Below are 22,191 nucleotides of genomic sequence, written 5' to 3' on the forward strand. Positions count from 1 at the left end.
TGGTCTGGGCGGAACGTCCAGTAACGGGTAATTTTCCCAGACCAGTCGCGGCTGTCAGCTGCCGTAAACGGCGCTCCAGCGCTCGATCAGCTGCTGCTGCAGCTGCTTGGCGCGCCGGTTCCAGCCGCGGGCGCCCTGGGGGCGTTCGCGCTCGGCGCGGGGGATGCGGGCGCGCTTTTTCAGATCCGCGGTGAAGATGGTGAAGGCCAGTTCGGTGCCGTCGGCCGCGGTCATGAAGCCGCCGAGGCCCGAGACAAAGTTCAGCGTGCCGGTCTTGGCGGCGACCTTGATCGGGTGGTTTTTGAGCGGGCGGCCGTTGGCATCGCGCAACTGGAATGATTTCAGAAGCGGTTTCAAATGGCCGGCCTTGTAGGCCGCCACCAGCGCGCCCGTGAGGTCTGCCGGGGTCATCCTGGACTCTTCACCCAGGCCGGAGTGATCCACCAGCCGGGTGCCGGACATGCCGTATTTTTCCCCCGCCCAGCGGTTCATCTCCGCGGCGGAGGCCTTGAGCGACGCCGGCCGCCCGCTGCGCGCGGCGCTGGCGGCCATGCCGATCATCTCGGCCATCAGGTTGTTGGAGAATTTCAGCATCGCCTTCAGCATCACGTCCATCGGCGGGCTGTGATGCTGCGCCAGCAGCTGCGCCTGGGGCAGCGATCTGGCGGGTTTCGCCTGGGGCAGGGCGATGCCGTTGGCCCGCGCCAGGGTGCGGAACACGTCGCCCGCGTAGGCGCCCGGATTGCGCACCGGCAGCCAGCGCGAGCCGCCCTTGCCCAGGGCCTTGCTGGCCACGGTCCAGTGGTCGATGCCGGATTTTCCGGCATAGGTGTAGACCGGCACCGCGCGGGAGGCGATCGCCATTTGCGAGGTGGCAACCTCGGGGCGGTACTTCTCGGTGCGGGCGTCCATGGTGACAGCCCAGCCGCTGGCGGCGCGTTTCCACTCGAAATGGACCCGGTTGAAGTTCAGCGCAATGCCGGAGACCGCAGGCGAATAGCCCACGTGATCGGGCTGCTCCGGGTCGATGGCGGGCACCTGCGGCAGCGCGCCGTCCCAGACCAGGAACCTGCCCCGCACCTCGCGCACGCCGGCGGTTTTCAGCGCCTTGGCCAGCAGCGCCAGATGGTCTGTGTTCAGCATCGGATCGCCGCCGCCTGCCAGGATCAGATCGCCGCCCACCACGCCGCCGGCGACGCCGCCGGTGGCCAGAAGGCGGGTGTCGAACCGGTGGCCCGCCCCCAGCACATCCAGCGCATAAAGCGCCGTCAGCGCCTTGGCGACGCTGGCTGGCGGCAGGGCCTCGCCGCTGCCGGACGCCTCCAGCAGCTTGCCGGTTTTCACATCCGCAACCGCACAGACCGCATGGCCCGGCAGTTTGGCCCGCGACAGCAGCGCCTGCAGCCCGTCGGCCCCGGCCGCCAGAGAGCTGACCTTGCGCGCAACAGGGCGCAGCGACACGGCAGGCGCATTGGCCAGGGCAGAGGAGCCCGCCAGTGCGGCAAGCCCGGAAAGAAGGAACGTCCGGCGTGAAGTCATCGTGCTCATATTTAAGGTGCGGACCCGCTCTTCCTCAATACCCGAACCCAGCCGCTGCGCCGCAAGGTCCGGGGTTTTGCCCCATCAAAAGTCCTGCTACCGCTGGCAGCCATGTTTCAAGCAGTCATCCTCATGTTTGCGGCCATGTCAATGATCCCGGCGGGCGATCTGTGCGGGAAGCTGCTGACCGGCAGCGGGCTGGCGACGCCGGCCTTTGTGGCCTGGTCGCGGTTTTCGATCGGTGCTGCGCTGATCCTGCCCTTTGTGCCGCGCCGGGCGTTCACGCTGCTGGGCGACTGGCGGCTGTGGCTGCGGGCCGGGCTGCTGACCGGCGGCATCTTTTCGATTCAGATGGCGCTGATGACAGAGCCGCTGGCCAATGTCTTTGCCGCCTTTTTCATCGGCCCCGTGGTCAGCTATGTGCTGTCGGTGCTGCTGCTGCGGGAGCAGGCGACGGTGCCGCGCAGCCTGTTGATGGCGCTGGGATTTCTGGGCGTTCTGATGGTGGTGCGGCCGGGCTTTGGCGGCTCGCTCAACCTCTTGTGGGCGGTTCTGGCGGGCTGTTTCTACGGCGGGTTCCTGACCAGTTCGCGCTGGCTGGCGGGGGTGGGCTCGCCGCTGGAGCTGAGCCTGACGCAATTGCTGCTGTCGGCGCTGCTGATGCTGCCCTTGGGCCTTGCCAGCCTGCCGGAGTTCTCGGCCCCGACTGCGGCGCTGACGGTGGGGAGTGCCGCGTTTTCGATGCTGGGCAACCTGCTGCTGCTGTTTGCCTACGGGCGGGTGCAGGCGGTCAAGCTGGCGCCGATGGTCTATTTCCAGCTGGTGGCGGCCGTCGGGCTGGGCTGGGCGGTGTTCCGCCAGCTGCCGGATGCCTGGACCTGGGCCGGGCTGGCGGTGGTGCTGAGCGCCGGTCTGGCCTCAGCCCTGCTGCGCCGCTGACCATTCGCCGCGGGCGCGCAGCGCGGTCGAGCTGACATCCACCATCGGCAGGTTGACGAAACACCAGGCCGGGCTGTCCGCCCGCGCCAGCAGCTGGCTTTCGCTCCCCTTCAGCATGGCGTGGCGGTAGATCCGGGCCGCGGGCGAAAACCGGGCCGAGATCCGGTCGCCGGGCCGCGCCAGCACCCCCACGGGCACCGTGTCCAGGATCTGCTGCCAGTCCTTCCAGCGGTGGAAATGGGTGAGGTTGTCGGCCCCCATCAGCCAGACGAAGCGCACGCCGGGATGGCGGCGGCGCAGGTGGCGCAGGGTCTGGGCGGTATAGCGGGTGCCAAGCGCCGCCTCGATGCCGCTGACATGGATGCGCGGATGCTGGATCAGCGCGCGGCTGGCGCTGATCCGCCTCTCCAGCGGGGCAGGCTGGCGCGCCTTCAGCGGGTTGCCCGGGGACACCAGCCAGAACAGGTGGTCCAGCCCGAAGCGCTTGAGCGCGGCATGGGAAATCGCCGCGTGGCCCCGGTGCGGCGGGTCAAAGGACCCTCCCAGCAGCCCGACGCTTTGGCCCGGGCGGATATGCGGCAGCTTGCAAACCATGAGGCGCTTGATGCGCATAATTTGGCGGGGAGTTCAATTGCCGGATGTGTGCGGCGGGCCGGTGGATTGTATGAAACCGGCCAGCGGAGCCGGATTTCCTAGTGCGCAGGTGGCGCGGATGCACCTTTGGGGGGGTAGGTGAAAAGGGGTTTGTTGAGAAAACTTGTTTATTAACAGGCGGGTAATGGAGTTGCGATGGTTTTGTGGAGCTTAATGCACGGCAAAGCCGTGCGTCGCGCCCGACCCGCCCCCGTCGCACCAAAGGTGCGCAGCCAATGGGTGGCACGCCTTCGGCGTGACGGCGGTTGCGAACGCTCACCCTCGGGGTCGGGTGCTAGGGGGCAGTTTCACTTAGATGTTTTCTGCTCCTTGAGTTGCTTCCAGCGGTCGTAAATTCGCATGGTTAGTGCTGAAGAGACCATTCGAAATCTGTCAGCGCCGCTGCATGTCGACAAGTCAATATTCTCGACACCTTGAGACAGTCGTCCAACTCTATCGCGAATTGAGTCATCTTCAAATGAGCACTCAACTGCATGTGCAAAGGAGTTTCGAATTTTCCTTATAAGCTTGAGATCTGTACACTCGTCATTGGTGACTAGTCCAAGCGAGCGTGCGATAAGAGTGGCTGCATAAAATGAGTCAAGAGGGCCGCGATCCGCGATCCGCGAACAGCTCGCGAGTTTCCTTTGTGTCGTTGAGGCTTGCCTCCGCTAGATCTTTTAGCCGTTTCTCGAGCAGTGACGCTTGAATTAGCACAGTGCCACGGTTTGACTCAGAATTTGTAGCGAGTTTGACTCGAGCTATTTCCCGAATATTGTCATCATCGAATGCGGCGTAATACTCTTTCAAATGATCGCCATTTGTAGAAGACATTACTGGTCCTTTCATTTTAATATAATTGCTTGCCCGTGCCTGTGGCACGGGCTGCGCCCGACCTCCCCCACGGGAGGGCGCATTCGCTTCCTCCCGAGGCCGGGCGCAGCCCTTTGTTGCGCTTCACCACCCTACGAAAACTTCTTCTGCGATTTCCCCCGGTACGCCCGCGTCCCGGCTTTGCCCGCCGTTGACCGCCCCCGCGACTTGACGGCGGCCTCGGACGCGGCCTCCACCGCCGATTGCCTTGCCAGCGGGTCGTTGGAGATGGCGAGGTCGACCGCCTCCAGCCGTTTGATCTCGTCGCGCAGGCGTGCGGCCTCTTCGAATTCCAGGTTCTCCGCCGCCTTGCGCATCTCGTCGCGCAACCCGTTCAGATGCGCCTCCAGGTTGGCGCCGTGCATCGGCTTGCCGATTTGGGCGGTGACGCGGTTCATGTCCACATCGCCCTCGTAGAGGCCGGCCAGAACGTCCTCGACGTTTTTCTTCACCGTTTCCGGCGTGATGCCGTGTTCGAGGTTGTAGGCGATCTGCTTTTCGCGGCGGCGGTTGGTCTCGCCCAGGGCGCGCTCCATCGAGCCGGTGATCTTGTCGGCATACATGATGACGCGGCCGTCGGCGTTGCGGGCGGCGCGGCCGATGGTCTGGATCAGCGAGGTCTCGGAGCGCAGGAAACCCTCCTTGTCGGCGTCCAGAATGGCGACGAGGCCGCATTCGGGAATATCCAGCCCCTCGCGCAGAAGGTTGATGCCGATGAGCACGTCGAAGGCGCCAAGGCGCAGGTCGCGCAGGATCTCGATCCGCTCCAGCGTGTCGATGTCGGAGTGCATGTAGCGGACCTTGATGCCCTGTTCGTGCAGGTATTCGGTGAGGTCCTCGGCCATGCGTTTGGTCAGCGTGGTCACAAGGGTGCGGAAGCCGTCGGCGGTGACCTTGCGCACCTCATCCAGCAGGTCGTCCACCTGCATCGAGACCGGGCGGATTTCGACCTGCGGGTCCAGCAGGCCGGTGGGGCGGATCACCTGTTCGGTGAAGACGCCGCCCGCCTGTTCCAGCTCCCACGCCGCCGGGGTGGCGGAGACGAAGACCGACTGCGGGCGCATGGCGTCCCATTCCTCGAACTTCAGCGGGCGGTTGTCCATGCAGGAGGGCAGGCGGAAGCCGTGTTCGGCGAGGGTGAACTTGCGCCGGTGGTCGCCCTTGTACATGCCGCCGATCTGGGGGACGGAGACGTGGGATTCGTCGGCGAACACGATGGCGTTGTCGGGGATGAATTCGAACAGGGTCGGGGGCGGCTCGCCGGGGGCGCGGCCCGTCAGGTAGCGGGAGTAGTTCTCGATCCCGTTGCAATGGCCGGTCGCCTCCAGCATCTCCAGGTCGAAATTGCAGCGCTGTTCCAGCCGCTGCGCTTCCAGCAGCTTGCCCTCGCCGACCAGCTGGTCGAGGCGCATCTTCAGCTCCTGCTTGATCGAGATGATGGCCTGATTCAGCGTCGGCTTCGGCGTCACGTAGTGGGAATTCGCATAGATGCGGATCTGGTCGAAGCTGCCGGTCCTTTCACCGGTCAGCGGGTCGAATTCGGTGATCTGCTCCAGCTCCTCGCCAAAGAAGGAGAGTTTCCAGGCACGGTCCTCCAGGTGGGCGGGGAAGATTTCCAGCGTGTCGCCGCGGACCCGGAAGGAGCCGCGCTGGAAGGCCTGGTCGTTGCGCTTGTACTGCTGGGCGACCAGATCCGCCATGATCTGCCGCTGGTCGTACATTTCGCCCGCTTTCAGGTCCTGGGTCATGGCGGAGTAGGTTTCGACCGAGCCGATGCCGTATATGCAGGAGACGGATGCAATGATGATGACGTCATCGCGTTCGAGCAGGGCACGGGTGGCGGAGTGGCGCATCCGGTCGATCTGCTCGTTGATCTGGCTTTCCTTCTCGATATAGGTGTCGGAGCGCGGCACATAGGCCTCCGGCTGGTAATAGTCGTAGAAGGAGACGAAGTATTCGACCGAGTTCTCCGGGAAGAAGCCCTTGAATTCGCCGTACAATTGCGCCGCCAGCGTCTTGTTGGGGGCAAGGATGATTGCCGGGCGCTGGGTCTCCTCGATCACCTTGGCCATGGTGAAGGTCTTGCCGGTGCCGGTGGCGCCGAGGAGCACCTGGTTGCGCTCGCCCTCCAGGACGCCCTGCGACAGTTCCTTGATCGCGGCCGGCTGGTCGCCTGCCGGATCGAAGGTGGTGTTCATGACAAACCGCTTGCCGCCCTCCAGCTTGGGCCGCTGCTGCGGCGCCCGCTGGGTCATCATCGGCATGGACTTGTCGGAATGGGCATAGGGCATCGGGCGACTCCGTTTGGGACCGCGCTGATTTTGGTCTGTTTTTGTTCTTGTTCAAGGGGGCATCAGGGCCTGGTGCGGCCAAACGCCTGTGGCGGCAGGGCAAAACCGTCGAAATACGCTGCATTTGCGCCCTTGCTGCAGCCGCATATCCGGCGCATAAATGCGCAACTTCGAGATTCACAGGTTGAGACACCAGGAGACAGCCCATGCAAGCGCGGATTTACCGGCCAGCACGCAATGCCATGACCTCGGGCATGGCGAAGACGCGGAGATGGGTCCTGGAATTCGCGCCCGCCAGCGCCCGCGAAGTGGATCCGCTGATGGGCTGGACCTCCTCCAGCGACACCCAGAGCCAGGTCAAACTGCGCTTTGACAGCAAGGAAGCGGCGCTGGAATATGCCAAGGACCATGGCATCGAGGCGCTGGTCGTCGAGCCCAAGCAGCGCAAGCCCAACATCCGCCCGGGCGGCTACGGCGACAATTTCGCCACCAACCGCCGCGGCCCCTGGACCCACTGAGGCCAGCGCCGCAGTTGAAGCGGCTGCCGGGCTGCGGAAACGCGCTGGGCCGGTGCCCGGGACTGTGGGTCTTGTTTCTTCGGGGCAGCGGGGACGCGCGCGATGTCTGAACCCAAGTTTCTGCTGAACGGCGATGCGCCGGGCGGCACGACGCTGCTGCTCGCCCACGGGGCCGGGGCGGCGATGGACACGCCCTTCATGACCGCGATGGCAGAGGGGCTTGCCGCCCGCGGGCTGCGGGTTGTCCGGTTTGAGTTTGCCTATATGGCGGGCCGGCGCAGCGGCGGGCCGAAGCGGCCGCCGCCGAAGATCGAGCTGCTGCAGGAGGAATTCCGCACTGCCATCGAAGCGATCGCCTGCGGCGGTCCGCTGTTCATCGGCGGCAAATCCATGGGCGGCCGGGTTGCCAGCCTGATTGCAGATGATCTTTGGGCGCAGAACCGGATCCGCGGTCTGGTCTGCCTTGGCTACCCGTTCCACCCGCCGAACAAACCCGAACAGCTGAGGACCGCGCATCTGGCAGGGCTGAAAACCCCGGCGCTGATCTGCCAGGGCACCCGCGACCCGTTCGGCACCCAGGCGGAGGCCGCGTCTTATGACCTGTCCGATGCGGTCTCGTTTTTCTGGCTGAGCGACGGCGACCACGACCTGAAGCCGCGCAAAAGGGTGACCGGGCTGACGCAGGACCAGCACCTGGAGACTGCGGCTGAGGAAATTGCCCGCTGGGTCAAGGCGGCGGTTTGAGCGCCTGGCACCAGCCCGCGGGCGCGCGCCGTTACGGCAGTTTGAACAAGGCGGCCTGCTGTTTGCGCATCTCAGAGATCTCGGCCTGCAGCCAGCCGCGCAAGGCCTGATACCCCTCGGTTGCGGCATTGGCCGGTGTGGTGACCAGCCAGTAGCGGGCGCGGGATTTGACCGGCGCACCGGCGGCTTCCAGAAACCCGGCCTCCAGGTCATGTTCCACCAGCAGGCTGCGGCCCAGGGCAATGCCCATGCCGCTGATGGCGGCCTGAATGGCCAGGTCGGCGCGGGCAAAGGGATTGATCGACCGCTCAAAGCCGAAGTCCCAGCCGCAGCCGGTGAAATAGGCCTGCCAGCTGAACCCGGTGCCGTCGCTTTCGCCGGAACGGTCGACCAGCAGGCGCGCTCCACGCTGCTGGCAATAGTCTTGCAAGGCCTGCGGCCCCAGATACCCCGGGCGGCAGACCGGCAGCAGCATAGCCTGCAGCAGCGGCTCTGAATGCAGGCCGGGGTAGGGGCCCATGCCATAGCGGATCGCGGCCTTGGCCTCGCCCGCGTGCAGGTCGGCCAGGCGGTCATCCACGTCGACCAGCAGATCCAGGCCGCTGTCCTGCGCGCGCTGCAGGGCGGGCACGATCCATTTCATGGCAACCGACGACGGCACCGACAGCCGCAGGCTGCGGCTGGTCTTGAGGTCCTGCAGCCGCAACAGCGCGGCCTGCCAGATCCCGCCGCTTTGCTGCGCCGCGCCGCAGACGATGCGGCCGGCCTCCGTCGGGGTGATCCGGCGGGTGGTGCGGTCGAACAGCGGCACCCCAAGGGCCGCCTCCAGCGCCTTGATCCGGTGGCTCACCGCGGATTGCTCCACCCCCAGCCGCTGGGCGGCCCGGGTGAAGTTCTGTTCTTCCGCAATGGCCTCCAGCAGGGGGGCGCTTTGCAGCAGTCTGGGGAGAAGGCTGTCAGGGTCATTCATGAATACTGATCATAGTTATATCAGTATAACAGGCGCAAGAGTTCGATCATGCTGATGAGAGTTCATGAAAAGGAGTTCGCAGCATGACCCGCAATACCGCATCCGTCACCGCCCGTATCGTCAATGGCTTTGTCACCCGCCGCGGCACCGGCGGGCACGTGCAGGCAACCGGCGGCAATCCGGCCGGGATTGTTCTGGACGCCGATGGCCTCAGCGGCGCGCAGATGCTTGAGATTGCGCAGAAGGTCGGGCTGTCGGAGACCGCCTTTGTCTCGCGCTCCCGCAGCGAAGGCTTCAAGCTGGATTTCTTTACCCCGGCCCGGCGCATCGCCCATTGCGGCCACGCGACCATCGCAGCCTTCAGCTATCTGGCCGAACTCGGCCGGGTGGCGGAGGGGGAAACCTCGAAGGAAACCGTCGACGGCCCGCGCAAGATCATCATCCGCGATGACGCGGCCTATATGGAGCAGCTGGCGCCGCGGTATGAGGCGGCCGCCGATTGGGCAGACCGCGGCGTCCGGGCGGAGGATGTGCTGGCCGCGCTTGGTCTGGACGAGGACAGCCTGGACCCGCGGTTTGCCCCGGTGCTTGCAAATACCGGCAACAGTTTTGTGCTGGTGGCGGTCAGGGACGCCGCTGTTCTGGCGGCCATCCAGCCCCGGCTGCCGCAGATCGAGGCGATCAGCGAGGCGCTGGATCTGATCGGGTTTTACGTGTTCACAACGGATCCCGCGGCAACCGCTGCCGATGCCACAACGCGCATGTTCGCGCCGCGCTATGGCATTGCTGAGGAGTCGGCCACCGGCATGGCCGCCGGGCCGCTGGCCTGCGCGCTTTATGATCATCTTGGCGTTCGCAAGCCCAGGCTGATGATCGAGCAGGGCCACTTCATGGTGCCGGCGTCCCCCAGTGAAATCACCGTTGAGCTGGGGCTGGACGCGGGGCGGATCACCGGCCTGATGGCGGGCGGGTCCGGCGCGGTGATGCAGGAACTGGAGATCAGCCTGCAAGAGCGGGCCTGAGGCCCGCGGCGGATGCCTTTCCGGGTTTCATGCGCAGGTTTTCCGGACCGTTGCGGCCCCGCGCGGCGGTCCGGTTTCTGAGCGGCTGAGCGCCGGGAAAATTTCTTTCCCCGATAGTAAACAGCGGATAGGGTTCGTGTCAGGCTGGCGCGCGCTGCGCCGTCTGCTTGCGATGATCCAGGTCAAGATGTTGAGGCGAAATGGCTGACTCACAGCACCAAATTAGCCCGGAAGGCGCCAGCGTTCCGGTGTCCGGTATCCAAATCAGCCCGGCCAGCCCGGCAGAGCCGGAGGCCGCCGCGATGATCCGGCGGCATCTGTCGCAAATGGCGGCGCAGTCGCCGGAGGACAGCTGCCATGCGCTTGACGGCAGCGGGCTGGAAGAGCCCGGGGTGCAGTTTTTTCTGGCGCGCAGGGACGGCCAGGCTGTTGCCATGGGGGCGCTGAAATCCCTGGGCGGCGGCGCGCGGGAACTGAAGTCGATGCACACGCTGGCGGAGGCCCGCGGCAGCGGGGCAGGGCGGGCGATGCTGGATTTCCTGCTGGCCTTAGCCCGCCGTGAAGACGCCACCGGAATCTATCTGGAAACCGGCTCCACGGACGACTACCTGCCGTCGCGCCGCCTGTATGAATCCTTTGGCTTTGTCCAATGCGGGCCGTTTGCGGACTATGGCGAAGATCCCTGGTCGGTCTTTATGCACCTGGACCTGCGCGCCGCGGCTTGACCCCCGGCACGAGCCTGTCATAACTGGCGCCACGCGGTCCCTTAGCTCAACTGGATAGAGCAGCTGACTTCTAATCAGCAGGTTGAGGGTTCGAGTCCTTCAGGGATCGCCATCTTCATAGTTTGTTGCTGCCAATGAGGCACAATCTTGCACGCTTTGGGGGCTATCCTGCACACCCTGTGGCAAGCAGACCGTGCCTGGCGAGGCTAAGCGCGCCTGCCGCCTGGCGCAAAGCAGGGCAAAACAGCGCAAAGACAGCTCTTGAGATGGCCGTTCGGTTGGTCGTGATGGGCCAAGGCGCCGGCCTTACCTGAAATGGCTGGGTATTGCGCCGCCCTATGGCCGGAAATCGTAGCGCCATTGTCAGCCGCAACTGCAAAACCTTCTGCCGGTCTGCTCGACAGCGGCCGATGAGGGGTTCGTCAGACGTCCGCCTCGACGTCGCGCCGCGGATTGGATCGCGGATCGCGCCACGTCGTCAGGATCGAATTTGTGTACATTGTTTGAACCAACGGGTGCCTCGCAACGCTGTTGCGCACGTTCTCAACAGCTTCCACATCCTTGGCCTCCACAAGCACCATCATGTCGATATCTGAGGATGAGATGCTCCACGCGCCCAGGATCTCGTCGTGCTTCTGCAAGTCGGCAAACAGCTGCCTGCAGTTCGGCGCGACCAGGCGGATATTGAAGACTGCTCTGAAAGGTTGCGAGGTGAATTCCGCGTCCGCCGCAAGCTCAATCGTGAACCGTTTGATGATCTTCTTGTCGACCAGGCGGTCGATCGTCTCTTTGACCTTCTTGCGCGACGCGCCGAGCTCTGAGGCAATGTCAGAGACTGAGGCCCGGCTGTTTTCGCTCAGAAGGCGAATAACTTTTCTCTGAAATCCATCCATAGGTCATACAGTTTCTGCGCAATTGACTGTGCCTAAGCCCAAACTGAAACGTCTTTTCCCAATATGCATCTATCTGGGAACAGTCTGGGCGTTCATATCACAGGCAAGCCTCGAACTACCAGAGATTATCCGCCCTGCGCGAGGCCCAAGCAAAGATATGAGAGACAGTCTATGACCACCAAGATTATCTACAGTCGGGTTGAAATTGACAGCGCATTCGATGCAACGACCTGGCAGAAAAAGATTTTTAACGAGCTGGCGACCAATTTCAGGTCTCGCTCCCGGCTCTTCCCCTGCACCTTTGGCGTCGCCGGGTTCGAAGCAGATCAGCTGCGGTTTGCCTTTTCTGAAAACATGGACCCTGGCGAAGTGTCTGCAGCGCTGAAGTGCTATCTGAAAGACGCCAAATCGTTCGGGAAAAACACCTCCCTGCTCGTGCTGTCGCGTCCGGGCCCGATCCAGAGCCTTGAGCATTACCGCGCGCGCTTCTGGTCAACCCTGGACGGTATCCACCAGACCGATGACACAGAGTGGCCCGAGACCATTCCGGCGCAGATCGACAGCGCGGGATGGGAATGGTGTTTCGGCGGCGAACAGATCTTTGTGGTCTGCAACACGCCCGCGCATGTCAACCGGCAGTCACGGCGCTTTTCGAGCTTCATGCTGACGTTCCAACCGCGGTGGGTGTTCAACGGAATTCTCGACACACGGGAGACCGCCGAGAAAGCCACCTCCAAAATCCGTTCCCGCATTCTGCAATACGACCTGATCAATCCGTCGCAGGATCTGGGTTTGTACGGTGACCCCGACAACCGCGAGTTCGCACAGTATTTTCTGGATGACGAGAACCGCGCGGCCACGTGCCCGTTTCACAGCTTTACCAAGAAAAACCAAAATGAAGAGGAGAAGGTGGCATGATTTCATCACCTGGAAAATCTGTCGTCGTTCACTCAGCCGCTGCTGATTTGTCGGACTTCAGAGGGCTTGTTGAACGCTGCATGCCGCAACAGGGCTGCGTCGAAGTTCAGAACGACCAGTCGGGCAAGGAGCATCCCTGGCACCAGCACGATACCGACGAGACCATTGTCGTGCTGAACGGGCAGCTCTTGTTCTACTGGGAAGGCGGCGAAGCCGTTTGCAAATCGGGGGATGTGATCGAGCTTCCGAAAGGAGTCAGGCACGGTTCGAAAGCAAGTTTCGGGGACGTGCAGTACCTGATTTCCTTTGCCAATGTGGATTTCGCAAGATGACGGATCTTAAAAAGACGCTGGGCCCGCTGAAAGGGGCGGGCCTGATGCTCAATATCGTCATCGGCGCAGGGCTTCTGAGTTTGCCGGGGCTTGCCTATCAGCAAGCCGCAGAGAACGCGATCTGGGTTTGGGCCTTGTGCGCTCTTGTGGCTCTGCCGCTTCTGTCTGTCTTTATCATCATGGGGGCAAGATTTCCGGATGCGGGAGGTGTGTCCTCCTTCGCGCAGAAGGCGTTCGGCAGATACGCATATATAGCCAGCTCTTTTATCTTCCTTGGCGCAGTTTCTTTCGGCCTGCCCGCTATCGCACTCACCGGCGGCCATTATCTGTCCGTTCTGGTTCCGGCGGATCCTGCAATTCTGGCAATCGCCTTGCTGCTGATCGCGACCGGAACGCAACTTGCTTCTCCCGAGGCGGCGTCGAGGATTTCGGCCATGGTTGCCTCGGCAATCCTGTTCTCGCTCCTGCTGATTGTTGCGGTTGGCCTGTCCGGTATTACACCTGAAATGCGTGAAGCCCGCGCCTTGACCGGTCCAACCATCGGATTTTCCCAGCTGAGCGTCCCGTTCATGATGATCTTCTTCGCCTTCACGGGCTGGGAAGTCTCCGCAGGGACGTCCGAGGAGTTCAGAAACCCCAAGAGAGACTTTCCGCTGGCGATGGGCTTGTCGTTCCTGGCCGCTATGTTGCTTTACTTCAGCATGGCCGTGATCGTTCATTTCACACCGATCGAGAGCAATTACGAGGCGGCGTTTTCGTCTATCATGCAGCACCATCTTGGCGTCTGGGGCGGCATTTTGATGTCAGTTCTGGCCGTTGTCATAATCGTGGCAAACCTGATGGGGGCGATCTGGGCCGTTTCGCGGATGCTGTTGTCGCTTTCCAGGGAGAACGTCGTCCCGCTGGATCTTTCCGCAGACGAAACCGGGCGCCCGCTGAAGGCAGTGTTTCTGGTCGTGGGGGTTCTGCTGGCCGTGCTCAGCCTGGATCTTTTCAACATCCTGGCGATTGAGGACATGCTGTCTTTGGCCGGGCAGAATTTCATCATCCTCTTCGCGGTCGCGGCTGCCAGCCTGATGACACTGACGTCAAGCCTGTTTGAAAAACTGGTGGCGTTAGTCGCGGTGGGGTCTGTCGCTGTGCTGCTGGCACAGCAGGACGCAGCGCTGTTGTACCCGGTGCTTTTGTCCGCTGCCGCAGGGCTTCTTTGGGCGGTCCAGAACAGGATGAACAAGACGAACATTCGAAACAGCCCGCACAGCACGAGCTGACGAAAACACCTGAAAGTCTTCCTGGTGTGGCGTTCTGCGTCACGAACTGGACCCGGCTGGGAATGCCGGGTCTTTTTTCTGTCCCGTGTTTCGGGTGCTTAAACGGACGGCTGCGCCTGTTGCTCCGCCGGCGGCCAGCTTCATAAGAAGGGGGGAGAGCTTGCCCCTGGTGTTTCCATCAGCAGGCCTTGTGGCGCGGCGCGGTTTTGCCTCAGCATTGGCAAAACGGATGCTATCCCCGCCTTTCAACAGGGATAGCGCGGCAGGACAGAGCCTGCTTGGGGAGGAACGGGTGTCAGCTGGCCGCGCGCAGTCCGCGGTCCAGCGAAACGCTGCGCAGCATGGTGGAGAAGCGTTTGTAGCTTTCAGGAGAGTAGCGAACAGCAAGGAAGATCATCAGAAGCGAGCCTGCCGCCATCCCCAGCCAGACGTTGCTGAGGTCCGACATCGCATCCCGGACGGCGCCAGCAAACAAGGGCACGAAGCTTGCCAGAATATAGCCGCCGCCCTGCACGAAAGAGGTGAAGTTGCCTGCGGTTGTGGGATCATCAACGTGGTCGATGGCCACGATGATCGACAGCGGGAACAGGATGCCGATGCCAACACCCAGCAGCGCCATAGCCAGGAACGACATGTCAATCGGAGCGGTGTACAGCACGCCAAACCCCAAGGCTGTCATGATCAGCGCGAAGACCAGCGGGCCGCGGCGGTCCGGGAAGTGATGGATGAAGGCTGCCACGCCCAGGGCGGTGACGGCTTCGATCACCGTCAATGCGGACAACAGCAGGCCCGCCGCCCCTTGATCAAGACCCTGCTCCAGATAGAACGGCGGGATCCAGGCCATGACAAGCATGAACGCGCCAGTGCCGACCCCGAAAAACAGCATCAGCGACCAGCAGCGCGCATTGCGCCAGAACTGCGGCGGCGTGGTGCCCGCCGCGGGGGCAGGCGCGGTGCGCTCGCTATCGGCGTTGCGTGCGGCGATGACCCAGATCAGCACTGCAAGGACCGCAGGCAGGCTCCAGGCCGCCAGCGTGCCTTCCCAGTCCAGGGAAGACGCAAGCCCTGCAGCCGTGCCCGCTGCGATGGAGGCACCGGCCACGATCCCGGTGGAGTAGAGGCCGATCACCCGGCCGGTTCCCGCGCCGAAGTTGCGCTTGGCGAAGCCCGGCATCAGCGATTGCACAATGGCAATGCCGATCCCGGCCCCGGCGGCGGTGACAAGAAGGCCGGCACCTGTCGGCAGCCACAGGCGGGCTGCGCAGGCCAGGGCGATGATCAGCGCGCCCAGCGTGATGCCGCCGCGCTCCCCCAATGCCGCGCGCAGCTGGCGCACGTAGATGGCGCCAATGCCCATCAGAAACACCGGGATCATGGTGAGGAAGCCGATGATAGTGGAGTTGACACCGGTATCGCCCAGGATTTGCGACACCAGCGGGCCGATGGCAGCAACTGCAGGGCGCAGGTTCAGGGAGATCAGGAATATTGCGAACAGCAGTAACGCTGGTGACGCTTTGGCTATGCGTGTGGTCATGGAATGCCCTTTCAAGAGGTGGTTTGCGGGGGTTAAGCCGCCGAATAATCCGGTGATTTGATCAATTCTTGCGGATGGGTTTGGATGTCGGGAACAAAGACGCTGCTGTGCCAGTCATCGGGCGCCACCGGAAGCAATGCGATGGATACCGCGTGCGGCGAGCAGCCAAAGGCCTGAGTGACCGACTGGGTGATGGCTTCGGCGAGGGTTGCGTGCTGTTCCGCCGTCAGGGTGGCGGCAAAATGCTTGATAATGACGTGGGGCATGGGATCAGGCCTCTTGCAGGCTGCGGGTTTCAGGCCGGGCCGGCTGCCATGCCGGAACGTGGCGGCGGATTGCGGCGGCCAGCTCGGACACACCGCCGGGTTTGAGCAGTTCGTAGTGGTCGGCCGCCAGCGCGTGGACCGGTGCCGGCACGGCGAGCGTGCGTGTGGCTTCCTCCAGGAAGGAGAGGTTGTCGCCCGCCGCCTTGAACAGGCGCACCGGCGCGGCCACCTGGCGCTGTTCGATCTGCAGCCCGTATTCGGGCGCATAGGTCTGTGCCACCAGCCGGGTGATGCGCAAGATCGTGCCCGGGTCGAGATCGGGCTTTTCGGCGGCGATATAGGCCACGAAGCCGTCCAGATCCGAGACCGTCTCAATCACCGGGGCCACCCGCTCCGGTGCGATGGTCTGGGAAAACACCGAATAGAGGATGGTCAGGAAGGACGCATCGCGGAACAGCGAAGCCTCATCCGCGCGCACCGGATCGCCGCCGGGCAGCTCCGGTGAGCCTGGCGCGATCAGGGTCAGCTCCGCCACCTCGCAGCCTGCCTGCTCCAGCTGATAGGCGGTCTCATAGGCCACCCGTGCGCCGAAGGAATATCCCCAAAGCGTGTAGGGGCCTTCCGGCTGCGCCTCCCGGATCAGCTCGGCATCGCGCGCTGCCATGTCCTGGATCGAGCCGCAGACCTGCTCGCCGGGGTTCACGCCGGAGGCCTGCACGCCGATGACGGGACGGGGCGTATCGAGCGCCCGCGCGAGGTGGCGCAGGTTCATCGGATACCCGCCAAGCCCGGGCCAGCAGAACACCGGGCTGCCGGCGCCCTTCTTCAGCGGCACTGCGCGCGACAGGCCGGAGCCGGCGCCGCCGTCCGTCAGGCGGCGGGCCAGCGCTTCGATGGTTGTGTCCTCGAACAGCACCTGCACCGGCAGGCTGGTATCAAAGGCGCGGTTGATGCCCTGCACCAGTTTGACGGCCTTCAGAGAGTCGCCGCCGATTTCAAAGAAATCATCCTGTACCGAGACATCCTCAAGTCCGATTTGCGCGCACCAGATCGCTGCCAGACTGGATTCTGTATCGTTGCGGGGTTTGATGATCTCACGCTCGGCAGCGGCATCGTCGAATTCGGGGAACGCCTTGAGGGCATTCACATCCACCTTGCCCGACGCGCTGTAGGGCATCGACGGCACCAGCGCCAGTTTGCTGGGCACCATGTAATCGGGCAGCAGCGACTGCAGGTCGCGGCGGATCAGTTCAGCCGGGCCTTCCATGTGCACGCTGTCCTCATGCATGCCTTCATGCGCCATCTGCTCGGCGCTGACCTTGCCGAAGACCGCGCTGTAGCAGGCACCGGAGGCAAGCCCGTGCTCGTTCAGGATCTCCTTGAGACGGGTGGCCGCGACGAGGTCGTTGCCGGACTTGGAACTGTAGCCAGAGGACATGGTGCCGATCCGGCAGCTGTTCTGCTGCACCCGCTGCAGGCTGCGGCCCAGGTCGATATAGGCGTGCCAGCGCTCTGCGTCCCGGCTGACCATCGAGATCATGCCGCTGGCGCGCTGATAGACACGCTGGTTGATCGCGATCACGTGGCGCTGTTCCATGATGTGGCGCGAGAACGGCTGCAGCCCGCCATCGCGGTAGGCATAATGTCCCGGCGCCAGCCCGGAGACTTTGCTGCCATGGGCCTGGACGTAGAAATCCACCGGCAATCCGGTCTGCCGGTCTGCATGTGCAGTGACCGCATAGCCGGCGATATAGACGTGACCCGGGCCGCAGTGCAGATGGGGCAGCGCATCCGGAGCATCCGTGCCGGCCCCGATACCCAGGCCATGGGCCGGCAGGATATGATCCATCAGGCCCAGGATATGGCCGGTCTCAAACTCCAGCACTTCACGGATGTTGTTCTTGTAGACCGGTTCGATGGCCGGGATCTTGCCCACGAAATGCAGCTGCATCACAGGAGCGGCCGAAGCCGGGCGCGGCGCGGTCAGAACCAGTTCGTGCCGGGCCGGGTGATAGTAGTAGTAGCCGGGTTCAAACCCTGCCACATTGGCCAGCTCCACATAGACTTGCGTTGCATTGAGCGCGCCGGGAGAGGCATAGGCGTGTTTCGGCAGCAGCCGTTCCGCGCTGGTGAACTGGCCAAGCCAGCGAAGCAGATATCCCAGATCCTGCGCACTGAGCTGCTCAAGCCCCCCGGCGCCGGAAGCGGGGTGCTCCTGTTGCGTCAGCACCGAAAGGACATCCTCGGCCGTGACCTCGCCGCCTTCGTAGAACCGGTAGGTCTTGCGGGCAAAAGCCAGCTGCCGCTGAGCAGCATCCGCTTCTTTGCCTGCCAGCGCATAGGTTTTGCGCCCTTCGGTTTCCGACGTACTGCGCAAACCGGCGCCAGACAGCTGGGCCCGCACCTGCAGGCGGCTTTTCTTGCTGTGGTGGTGGGCGCCGGCATTGCCCTGATCCATCAGCGGTGCTTCGCGCGGGTTCAGTTCAATGCCTGCAGCAAGCACCGGCTGGCCGGTGCGGGCATGGGGCTTGATGAACACGCCCGCAGCCTTGACCCAGTCGTGGTTCTCGATGGCCAAGCGGATTTCATCCAGTTCTATCCGGTAGCCGCGGAATTTGACCTGGTTGTCGGCGCGGCCCTGGAACTGCAGGCCGCCATCCGGATTGCGGCGCACCAGGTCGCCGGTTTTGTAAAGCCGCAGCGGCATGCCGCCAGCCGGGCTGATCCAGGTGATGAAGCGCTCGGCCGTCAGTTCGTCACGGTTGTGGTAGCCATTGGCCAGCTGGCGGCCGCCAATATACAGCTCGCCCGAAACGCCTTCGGCAACCGGCTGCAGGTTTTCATCCAGTACCCAGCAGCTGGTGTTCGCGGCCGGCTGGCCGATCGGGATCATCTCCGGGCCGGTTTCCAGCCCTGCCGGATCCACAGTCTGGGCGGTGGCATTGATCGTGCACTCGGTCGGGCCGTAGAGGTTTACCAGCCGGCAACCGGGGCGGGCTTCAAAAATCCGGGTGGCTAGTTTGCGGGTCAAGGCCTCGCCGCCGCTGAACAGGCTGGTGAGGGTGGTGCAGTTTTCGAATGCCGGCAGGTCAACCAGCGCCTGCAGCAAGGTCGGCACCCCTTGCAGCATGGTGACCCCGTGCTGTTTGACCTGCTCGATCAGAGCTTCCGGGTCACGGTACACGCCGGGGCGGCCCATCACCACCCGAACGCCGCAGCAGACTGCCAGCAGCTCCCATTGCGCGGCGTCAAAGCTGACCGGGGTTTTTTGCAGGATGACTTCACCCACCCGCAGTTTCTGCTCGGTCTGCAGCCAGGTCAGCTGGTTCAGAATTGCAGCGTGGGAAATGCCGACGCCCTTGGGGGCGCCGGTGGTGCCGGAGGTGTAGATCATATAGGCCAGATCGTCTTCCAGCATCGCGGGGCCGCAGAGGCAGTCGCTGTCTTCTCCGCTGGGGACCGCATCCAGGGCATCCAGAGTGATCACGGTGATCCCTGGCAGGATCATCTCGGCCAGGCGGCCGCGCAGCTTGTCCTGGGTGACGATCACATCAACGCCAGCGTCGCGGATCATATAGGTGAGCCGGTCCACCGGGTAATCAGTGCCCAGCGGCAAGTAGGCGCCGCCCGAGAACAGAATTCCCCAGAGCCCGGCCATCATGTCGGCGGAGGAGTCCGCAAAAAGACCTACCCTGCTTCCGGCGCCGACACCTGCGCGTTTCAGGCGGGCGGCCAGGCGGGCGGCGTATTCGGCCAGATCGCTGTAGCGCAGCGCGCTGGTATCGTCGCAGACCGCAATTTCTTCGCTGCGGCAGCGCACCTGCAGCATCAGCATATCAACCAGCGAGGTGCGTTCCGACGCGGTGCGCAGCAACGCGCGGGTGATATCTGTCTGCTGCGGGCGGGCGGCAACGGGTTTGGAGAGGAGCGAGTCAGGGGTGCTCATAATATGTCCTGTCAGGTAATGGAATGGCCGTTACAAAACTGGCTGCCGCTCACCGCCGAAAACGCAGGCGGTGAGCATGTCGCTGTGCAGCGGGCATGCCCGCTGCGGGGGGATCAGTGGTTTTCGTAGAGAAGGCCGCGGCCGGGGATCGGGTCGGTCACTCCGCAGCTGCGCAAGGCGTGCCAGTAAAGAACCGCATTGTTCGATAGCACCGGTTTGCCGATCCAAGTTTCAGCGGCGGCGGCAAAATCAGCCATGGGAACATTGGTGCCCACTTGGACAATGGCGTCCACATTCGGTCCGTCAACGTCCAGCACCGCATCACGCAGGTTTTCCAGGGTAACGTCGGAGATGTTTGACGGCGTCCGCCCGCCAAGACCATGCGTGGCTGCAACCTCTATCCCGCTGTCGGTGAAGAACCGCGAAACCGGTTCATCGCCCAGTTCCAGATAGGGCGAAATAAGGCCAATTCGCCGGATGCCGCCAAGTGCCTTCAGCGCAGCCAGGATGGCATCAGCGCTCATAATGATCTTTGCCCCCCCTGCTGCTTCCGCAAGGCGGCCATGCAGAGCCTCATGCGCAGAGTGGCCTTCCCAATAGCCATCCGGCGACACCGCGGCAATGATCGCCCCAACGCCGCAATGGCGCAGGCTGCGGATGGCGTCCGGTGTGGAGCTGCGGATGTTTTCAATGACCCGGTTGAAGCCCGCCTCATGGGTCAGGGAGTCATCGTCGATGATCATCCTGCCGATGTGGTTGGTGACGCCAAAGGGGCGCATGGCCTCCATCTCCGGCTGAGCGGACGTGTTGGTCGATGGAACGGCAACACCGACGCGCAGCCGTTTTCCCAGAAAGTTACTCATGAATTTTCCCCGTAAATCGAAAGGTTTTTGTCAAAGTTTGAGGCGCGGAACTACTGCGAGGCGAGATAGGTGGCGGCCATATCTGCGCCGCCATGGCCTTGGGCCTGCACCCGCCGGTACCGGGTCAGGCCCGCCTCGGCCAAGTCCGCCCTGACCCCGGCCTCCTGCGCGGCGCCGACGATCAGGGCACTGTCCTTGACCGCATTGTCGATGGTGAAAGCGGGAGTGAAATTTCCCGATGCCATGGCCTGGGCTTTGATCTGAAAGAAGGGCGTATCCAGCGGCCCGCCGCGCAGAGTGTCCGCCACCAGTTCCGGGTCCAGCCCCAGGCCGCGGGCCAGCGCCAGGCTCTCTGCCGCTCCGTGGGTCAGAGCGAAGACCCAGCTGTTCAACGCCAGTTTCAGCCGGGTCGCCGTTCCGGGGGCGGTGTCCAGCCAGCGAGTGGCTTTGCCGACCGCATCCAGCACCGGCTGGACGACTTCCTTGGTGCTGTCCGGACCGGCCGCCAGCACCAGAAGCTGGCCCGCCTCTGCGGGTTGGCGGGTGCCAAGCACGGGCGCGTCGATCAAGGTGAGCCCCTTGCGGGCCGCCAGCGTCTCCAGTCCGGGGATGTCGGCCGGCCCGACTGTGCTCATCTGCAGCCAGCAGACAGATGCCGCGGGCACGCTGTCTGCGTCGGGCAGCGCCGACATGACTTCTGCGATCGCGCTGGCGTCTTTCAGCATGGTCACAATGACATCGGCGTGCAGGGCTGCCCCGGCCGGATCCGCAGCCGGAGTGATATTCGGCGCCGCCAAAGAAAGCGCTTTGCCAGGGGACCGGTTCCATACCCTGACCTGGCAGCCAGCCGCAGCGATGTTGCGGGCCATCGGCGCCCCCATCAGCCCGGCTCCCAGAACGGCCACGCGCAGGGCGGGGCGGGGCGGCGGCGAAATTGCGTCAGTTGTCATGTTGAGCCTCTGTTCTCTGGGTCCAAGCGGCCGCGGAGGGGGGGGACCCGCTTGGGCGGCCGGTATCTGGAGGCGGTTATGGAATATTCATTCCATAACCGTCAACAACCAAAAGGAGAACTTCGCATTACTGTTACACCGTGGCGATGGAGGCTTCGACGATACTGTGCAGATAGGGCTGGCGGGAGGCTGCCGGAAGCCCTTTGCTGACGACCCTAATGCCTTGAATTACTGCAACAAAATACCTGGACAGTATTTGGCAGTCCTGATCAGGCGAAATTTCGCCGGTCTTTTGGCCGTGCCTCAGGAGGCGCAGCAATCCACTCTCCAGCCGCTGGAAATGTTGTGCGACCAGCGCGCTGAGCTCCGGATCCCGGCCGGAAATCTCCAGGCTGCTGTTGGCGGCAAAGCAGCCAAAGCCTTCGTGGTCGCTCAACTCATCGTCAACGATGGAGATCAGCAGCGCCCGGAGGCTGCCGCGCACATCAGCGGAGCGGGAGATCTTCGCGACAGTCCCGGTGGTCACCCGCCGGTATTCTTTAAGAGCAAGCGCAAAAAGCGTTTTTTTGCCGCCAAAGGAATTGTATATGGTGCTGCGGGACAGGCCGGTTGCTTCCACCAGATCATTCATCGAGGTTGCGGCATAGCCATTGCGCCAGAATGTGCGCATGACAGCGTCAACCACCGCACCTTCATCAAATTCTCTTGGCCTCATGATGCGCTCAACCATTCTGTACCGAATGTTTCAGAACTATGCCAGAAAACTGACCCATGCAACTATGTTGTGTAAGTGATTGTGTGAGGCGGAATAAACGGCAAGGCAACCGCCAAACCATAGAGGGATGCAAGCTCCTGCGGGTATCACTCATGGAAATTTGGGCCTTAACGCTCTGTTCGCCCTGAACCGGAACTGCCCACGCATCCGCCGTGCTGAAGCGGGCCTGACCGGCGTGTTGCACCGGTC

19 protein-coding genes and 1 tRNA gene are annotated in these 22,191 nt (G+C 63.3%); 9 read left to right on the forward strand and 11 right to left on the reverse strand.

Features of this window, described 5'->3' with window-relative positions; translation table 11 throughout:
- Nucleotides 1-54 precede the first annotated feature (54 nt).
- Entirely contained in the window at nucleotides 55-1,539 is a 1,485-nt protein-coding gene (dacB, locus tag PHA8399_RS12040) for a D-alanyl-D-alanine carboxypeptidase/D-alanyl-D-alanine endopeptidase (protein WP_082649535.1), read from the reverse strand.
- Nucleotides 1,540-1,650: 111 nt separating this feature from the next.
- Between dacB and PHA8399_RS12045 the strand changes: the two genes are divergently transcribed.
- Nucleotides 1,651-2,478 carry a DMT family transporter gene (locus PHA8399_RS12045; RefSeq protein WP_058286385.1) on the forward strand — a complete coding sequence of 276 codons (828 nt, stop codon included), beginning with the start codon at nucleotides 1,651-1,653 and terminating at the stop codon, nucleotides 2,476-2,478.
- Here PHA8399_RS12045 and PHA8399_RS12050 read toward each other — a convergent pair.
- Together PHA8399_RS12050 and uvrB are read right to left on the reverse strand one after the other, a co-directional pair.
- The gene (locus tag PHA8399_RS12050) at nucleotides 2,458-3,090 is read right to left on the reverse strand and encodes a nicotinate-nucleotide adenylyltransferase (RefSeq protein WP_082649532.1); all 633 of its coding nucleotides are present in this window, start codon (nucleotides 3,088-3,090) and stop codon (nucleotides 2,458-2,460) included. The two genes, PHA8399_RS12045 and PHA8399_RS12050, sit on opposite strands and share 21 nt — an antisense overlap.
- Nucleotides 3,091-4,076: 986 nt before the next feature.
- Nucleotides 4,077-6,275: an excinuclease ABC subunit UvrB gene (gene uvrB, locus PHA8399_RS12055; protein ID WP_058286386.1), complete on the reverse strand. Its 2,199-nt coding sequence runs from the start codon at nucleotides 6,273-6,275 to the stop codon at nucleotides 4,077-4,079.
- A gap of 206 nt (nucleotides 6,276-6,481) precedes the next feature.
- On the opposite strand from uvrB, the gene PHA8399_RS12060 reads away from it, so the two are divergent.
- Together PHA8399_RS12060 and PHA8399_RS12065 are read left to right on the forward strand one after the other, a co-directional pair.
- Nucleotides 6,482-6,793 (forward strand): ETC complex I subunit, encoded by a 312-nt coding sequence (locus PHA8399_RS12060; protein WP_058286387.1) that lies wholly within the window; start codon nucleotides 6,482-6,484, stop codon nucleotides 6,791-6,793.
- A 102-nt stretch (nucleotides 6,794-6,895) separates the two neighbouring features.
- Complete coding sequence (locus tag PHA8399_RS12065) at nucleotides 6,896-7,537, forward strand: alpha/beta family hydrolase (protein WP_058286388.1); 642 nt, start codon at nucleotides 6,896-6,898, stop codon at nucleotides 7,535-7,537.
- Between the two features lie 31 nt (nucleotides 7,538-7,568).
- Here the strand turns inward: PHA8399_RS12065 and PHA8399_RS12070 are convergent, their stop codons facing one another.
- Nucleotides 7,569-8,507 carry a LysR family transcriptional regulator gene (locus PHA8399_RS12070; protein ID WP_058286389.1) on the reverse strand — a complete coding sequence of 313 codons (939 nt, stop codon included), beginning with the start codon at nucleotides 8,505-8,507 and terminating at the stop codon, nucleotides 7,569-7,571.
- An 83-nt stretch (nucleotides 8,508-8,590) separates the two neighbouring features.
- On the opposite strand from PHA8399_RS12070, the gene PHA8399_RS12075 reads away from it, so the two are divergent.
- The 3 genes from PHA8399_RS12075 to PHA8399_RS12085 all read left to right on the forward strand — a co-directional run bounded on the left by PHA8399_RS12075 (nucleotide 8,591) and on the right by PHA8399_RS12085 (nucleotide 10,366).
- On the forward strand, nucleotides 8,591-9,529 hold the full coding sequence (locus PHA8399_RS12075; protein WP_058286390.1) for a PhzF family phenazine biosynthesis protein: 939 nt from the start codon (nucleotides 8,591-8,593) through the stop codon (nucleotides 9,527-9,529).
- A gap of 200 nt (nucleotides 9,530-9,729) precedes the next feature.
- A complete protein-coding gene (locus PHA8399_RS12080) occupies nucleotides 9,730-10,254 on the forward strand; it encodes a GNAT family N-acetyltransferase (RefSeq protein WP_058286391.1) in 525 nt (174 codons plus the stop codon).
- A 35-nt stretch (nucleotides 10,255-10,289) separates the two neighbouring features.
- Nucleotides 10,290-10,366, forward strand: a tRNA-Arg gene (locus tag PHA8399_RS12085).
- 310 nt (nucleotides 10,367-10,676) lie between these two features.
- On the opposite strand, the gene PHA8399_RS12090 is transcribed toward PHA8399_RS12085, so the two are convergent.
- The gene (locus PHA8399_RS12090) at nucleotides 10,677-11,147 is read right to left on the reverse strand and encodes an Lrp/AsnC family transcriptional regulator (protein WP_058286392.1); all 471 of its coding nucleotides are present in this window, start codon (nucleotides 11,145-11,147) and stop codon (nucleotides 10,677-10,679) included.
- Between the two features lie 171 nt (nucleotides 11,148-11,318).
- Between PHA8399_RS12090 and PHA8399_RS12095 the strand changes: the two genes are divergently transcribed.
- From PHA8399_RS12095 to PHA8399_RS12105, 3 genes are read left to right on the forward strand one after another with little or no spacing between them, the layout of a single operon-like run.
- Nucleotides 11,319-12,065: a YqcI/YcgG family protein gene (locus tag PHA8399_RS12095; RefSeq protein WP_141889523.1), complete on the forward strand. Its 747-nt coding sequence runs from the start codon at nucleotides 11,319-11,321 to the stop codon at nucleotides 12,063-12,065.
- Nucleotides 12,066-12,112: 47 nt separating this feature from the next.
- Complete coding sequence (locus tag PHA8399_RS12100; RefSeq protein WP_244270209.1) at nucleotides 12,113-12,397, forward strand: cupin domain-containing protein; 285 nt, start codon at nucleotides 12,113-12,115, stop codon at nucleotides 12,395-12,397.
- A complete protein-coding gene (locus PHA8399_RS12105; RefSeq protein ID WP_058286394.1) occupies nucleotides 12,394-13,668 on the forward strand; it encodes an APC family permease in 1,275 nt (424 codons plus the stop codon). The genes PHA8399_RS12100 and PHA8399_RS12105 overlap by 4 nt, the downstream gene beginning before the upstream one ends.
- Nucleotides 13,669-13,963: 295 nt before the next feature.
- On the opposite strand, the gene PHA8399_RS12110 is transcribed toward PHA8399_RS12105, so the two are convergent.
- The 6 genes from PHA8399_RS12110 to PHA8399_RS12135 all read right to left on the reverse strand — a co-directional run bounded on the left by PHA8399_RS12110 (nucleotide 13,964) and on the right by PHA8399_RS12135 (nucleotide 21,957).
- Nucleotides 13,964-15,202, reverse strand: a complete 1,239-nt coding sequence (locus tag PHA8399_RS12110) for an MFS transporter (RefSeq protein ID WP_058286395.1) — start codon at nucleotides 15,200-15,202, stop codon at nucleotides 13,964-13,966.
- Between the two features lie 32 nt (nucleotides 15,203-15,234).
- Entirely contained in the window at nucleotides 15,235-15,468 is a 234-nt protein-coding gene (locus PHA8399_RS12115) for a tautomerase family protein (protein ID WP_058286396.1), read from the reverse strand.
- Between the two features lie 4 nt (nucleotides 15,469-15,472).
- On the reverse strand, nucleotides 15,473-19,414 hold the full coding sequence (locus tag PHA8399_RS12120; protein ID WP_082649533.1) for an amino acid adenylation domain-containing protein: 3,942 nt from the start codon (nucleotides 19,412-19,414) through the stop codon (nucleotides 15,473-15,475).
- Between the two features lie 113 nt (nucleotides 19,415-19,527).
- Nucleotides 19,528-20,277, reverse strand: coding sequence for a maleate cis-trans isomerase family protein (locus PHA8399_RS12125; RefSeq protein ID WP_058286397.1), 750 nt, complete (start codon nucleotides 20,275-20,277; stop codon nucleotides 19,528-19,530).
- Nucleotides 20,278-20,327: 50 nt separating this feature from the next.
- Nucleotides 20,328-21,227: an NAD(P)-dependent oxidoreductase gene (locus PHA8399_RS12130; RefSeq protein ID WP_058286398.1), complete on the reverse strand. Its 900-nt coding sequence runs from the start codon at nucleotides 21,225-21,227 to the stop codon at nucleotides 20,328-20,330.
- Nucleotides 21,228-21,360: 133 nt separating this feature from the next.
- Nucleotides 21,361-21,957: a TetR/AcrR family transcriptional regulator gene (locus PHA8399_RS12135; protein ID WP_058286399.1), complete on the reverse strand. Its 597-nt coding sequence runs from the start codon at nucleotides 21,955-21,957 to the stop codon at nucleotides 21,361-21,363.
- Nucleotides 21,958-22,191: the final 234 nt, after the last annotated feature.

The sequence above is a fragment of the Leisingera aquaemixtae genome (genome assembly GCF_001458395.1).
GTDB classification, from domain to species: domain Bacteria; phylum Pseudomonadota; class Alphaproteobacteria; order Rhodobacterales; family Rhodobacteraceae; genus Leisingera; species Leisingera aquaemixtae.

Excerpts from the sequence above, each read along its gene's own strand:
- PHA8399_RS12050 (WP_082649532.1), bottom strand. The coding sequence starts at position 3,090 with ATGCGCATCAAGCGCCTCATGGTTTGCAAGCTGCCGCATATCCGCCCG.
- PHA8399_RS12045 (WP_058286385.1), top strand. The coding sequence starts at position 1,651 with ATGTTTCAAGCAGTCATCCTCATGTTTGCGGCCATGTCAATGATCCCG.
- PHA8399_RS12120 (WP_082649533.1), bottom strand. The coding sequence starts at position 19,414 with ATGAGCACCCCTGACTCGCTCCTCTCCAAACCCGTTGCCGCCCGCCCG.
- PHA8399_RS12080 (WP_058286391.1), top strand. The coding sequence starts at position 9,730 with ATGGCTGACTCACAGCACCAAATTAGCCCGGAAGGCGCCAGCGTTCCG.
- PHA8399_RS12130 (WP_058286398.1), bottom strand. The coding sequence starts at position 21,227 with ATGACAACTGACGCAATTTCGCCGCCGCCCCGCCCCGCCCTGCGCGTG.
- PHA8399_RS12125 (WP_058286397.1), bottom strand. The coding sequence starts at position 20,277 with ATGAGTAACTTTCTGGGAAAACGGCTGCGCGTCGGTGTTGCCGTTCCA.
- PHA8399_RS12065 (WP_058286388.1), top strand. The coding sequence starts at position 6,896 with ATGTCTGAACCCAAGTTTCTGCTGAACGGCGATGCGCCGGGCGGCACG.
- PHA8399_RS12060 (WP_058286387.1), top strand. The coding sequence starts at position 6,482 with ATGCAAGCGCGGATTTACCGGCCAGCACGCAATGCCATGACCTCGGGC.
- PHA8399_RS12095 (WP_141889523.1), top strand. The coding sequence starts at position 11,319 with ATGACCACCAAGATTATCTACAGTCGGGTTGAAATTGACAGCGCATTC.
- PHA8399_RS12090 (WP_058286392.1), bottom strand. The coding sequence starts at position 11,147 with ATGGATGGATTTCAGAGAAAAGTTATTCGCCTTCTGAGCGAAAACAGC.
- PHA8399_RS12070 (WP_058286389.1), bottom strand. The coding sequence starts at position 8,507 with ATGAATGACCCTGACAGCCTTCTCCCCAGACTGCTGCAAAGCGCCCCC.
- PHA8399_RS12075 (WP_058286390.1), top strand. The coding sequence starts at position 8,591 with ATGACCCGCAATACCGCATCCGTCACCGCCCGTATCGTCAATGGCTTT.
- PHA8399_RS12105 (WP_058286394.1), top strand. The coding sequence starts at position 12,394 with ATGACGGATCTTAAAAAGACGCTGGGCCCGCTGAAAGGGGCGGGCCTG.
- uvrB (WP_058286386.1), bottom strand. The coding sequence starts at position 6,275 with ATGCCCTATGCCCATTCCGACAAGTCCATGCCGATGATGACCCAGCGG.
- PHA8399_RS12135 (WP_058286399.1), bottom strand. The coding sequence starts at position 21,957 with ATGGTTGAGCGCATCATGAGGCCAAGAGAATTTGATGAAGGTGCGGTG.
- PHA8399_RS12110 (WP_058286395.1), bottom strand. The coding sequence starts at position 15,202 with ATGACCACACGCATAGCCAAAGCGTCACCAGCGTTACTGCTGTTCGCA.
- dacB (WP_082649535.1), bottom strand. The coding sequence starts at position 1,539 with ATGACTTCACGCCGGACGTTCCTTCTTTCCGGGCTTGCCGCACTGGCG.
- PHA8399_RS12115 (WP_058286396.1), bottom strand. The coding sequence starts at position 15,468 with ATGCCCCACGTCATTATCAAGCATTTTGCCGCCACCCTGACGGCGGAA.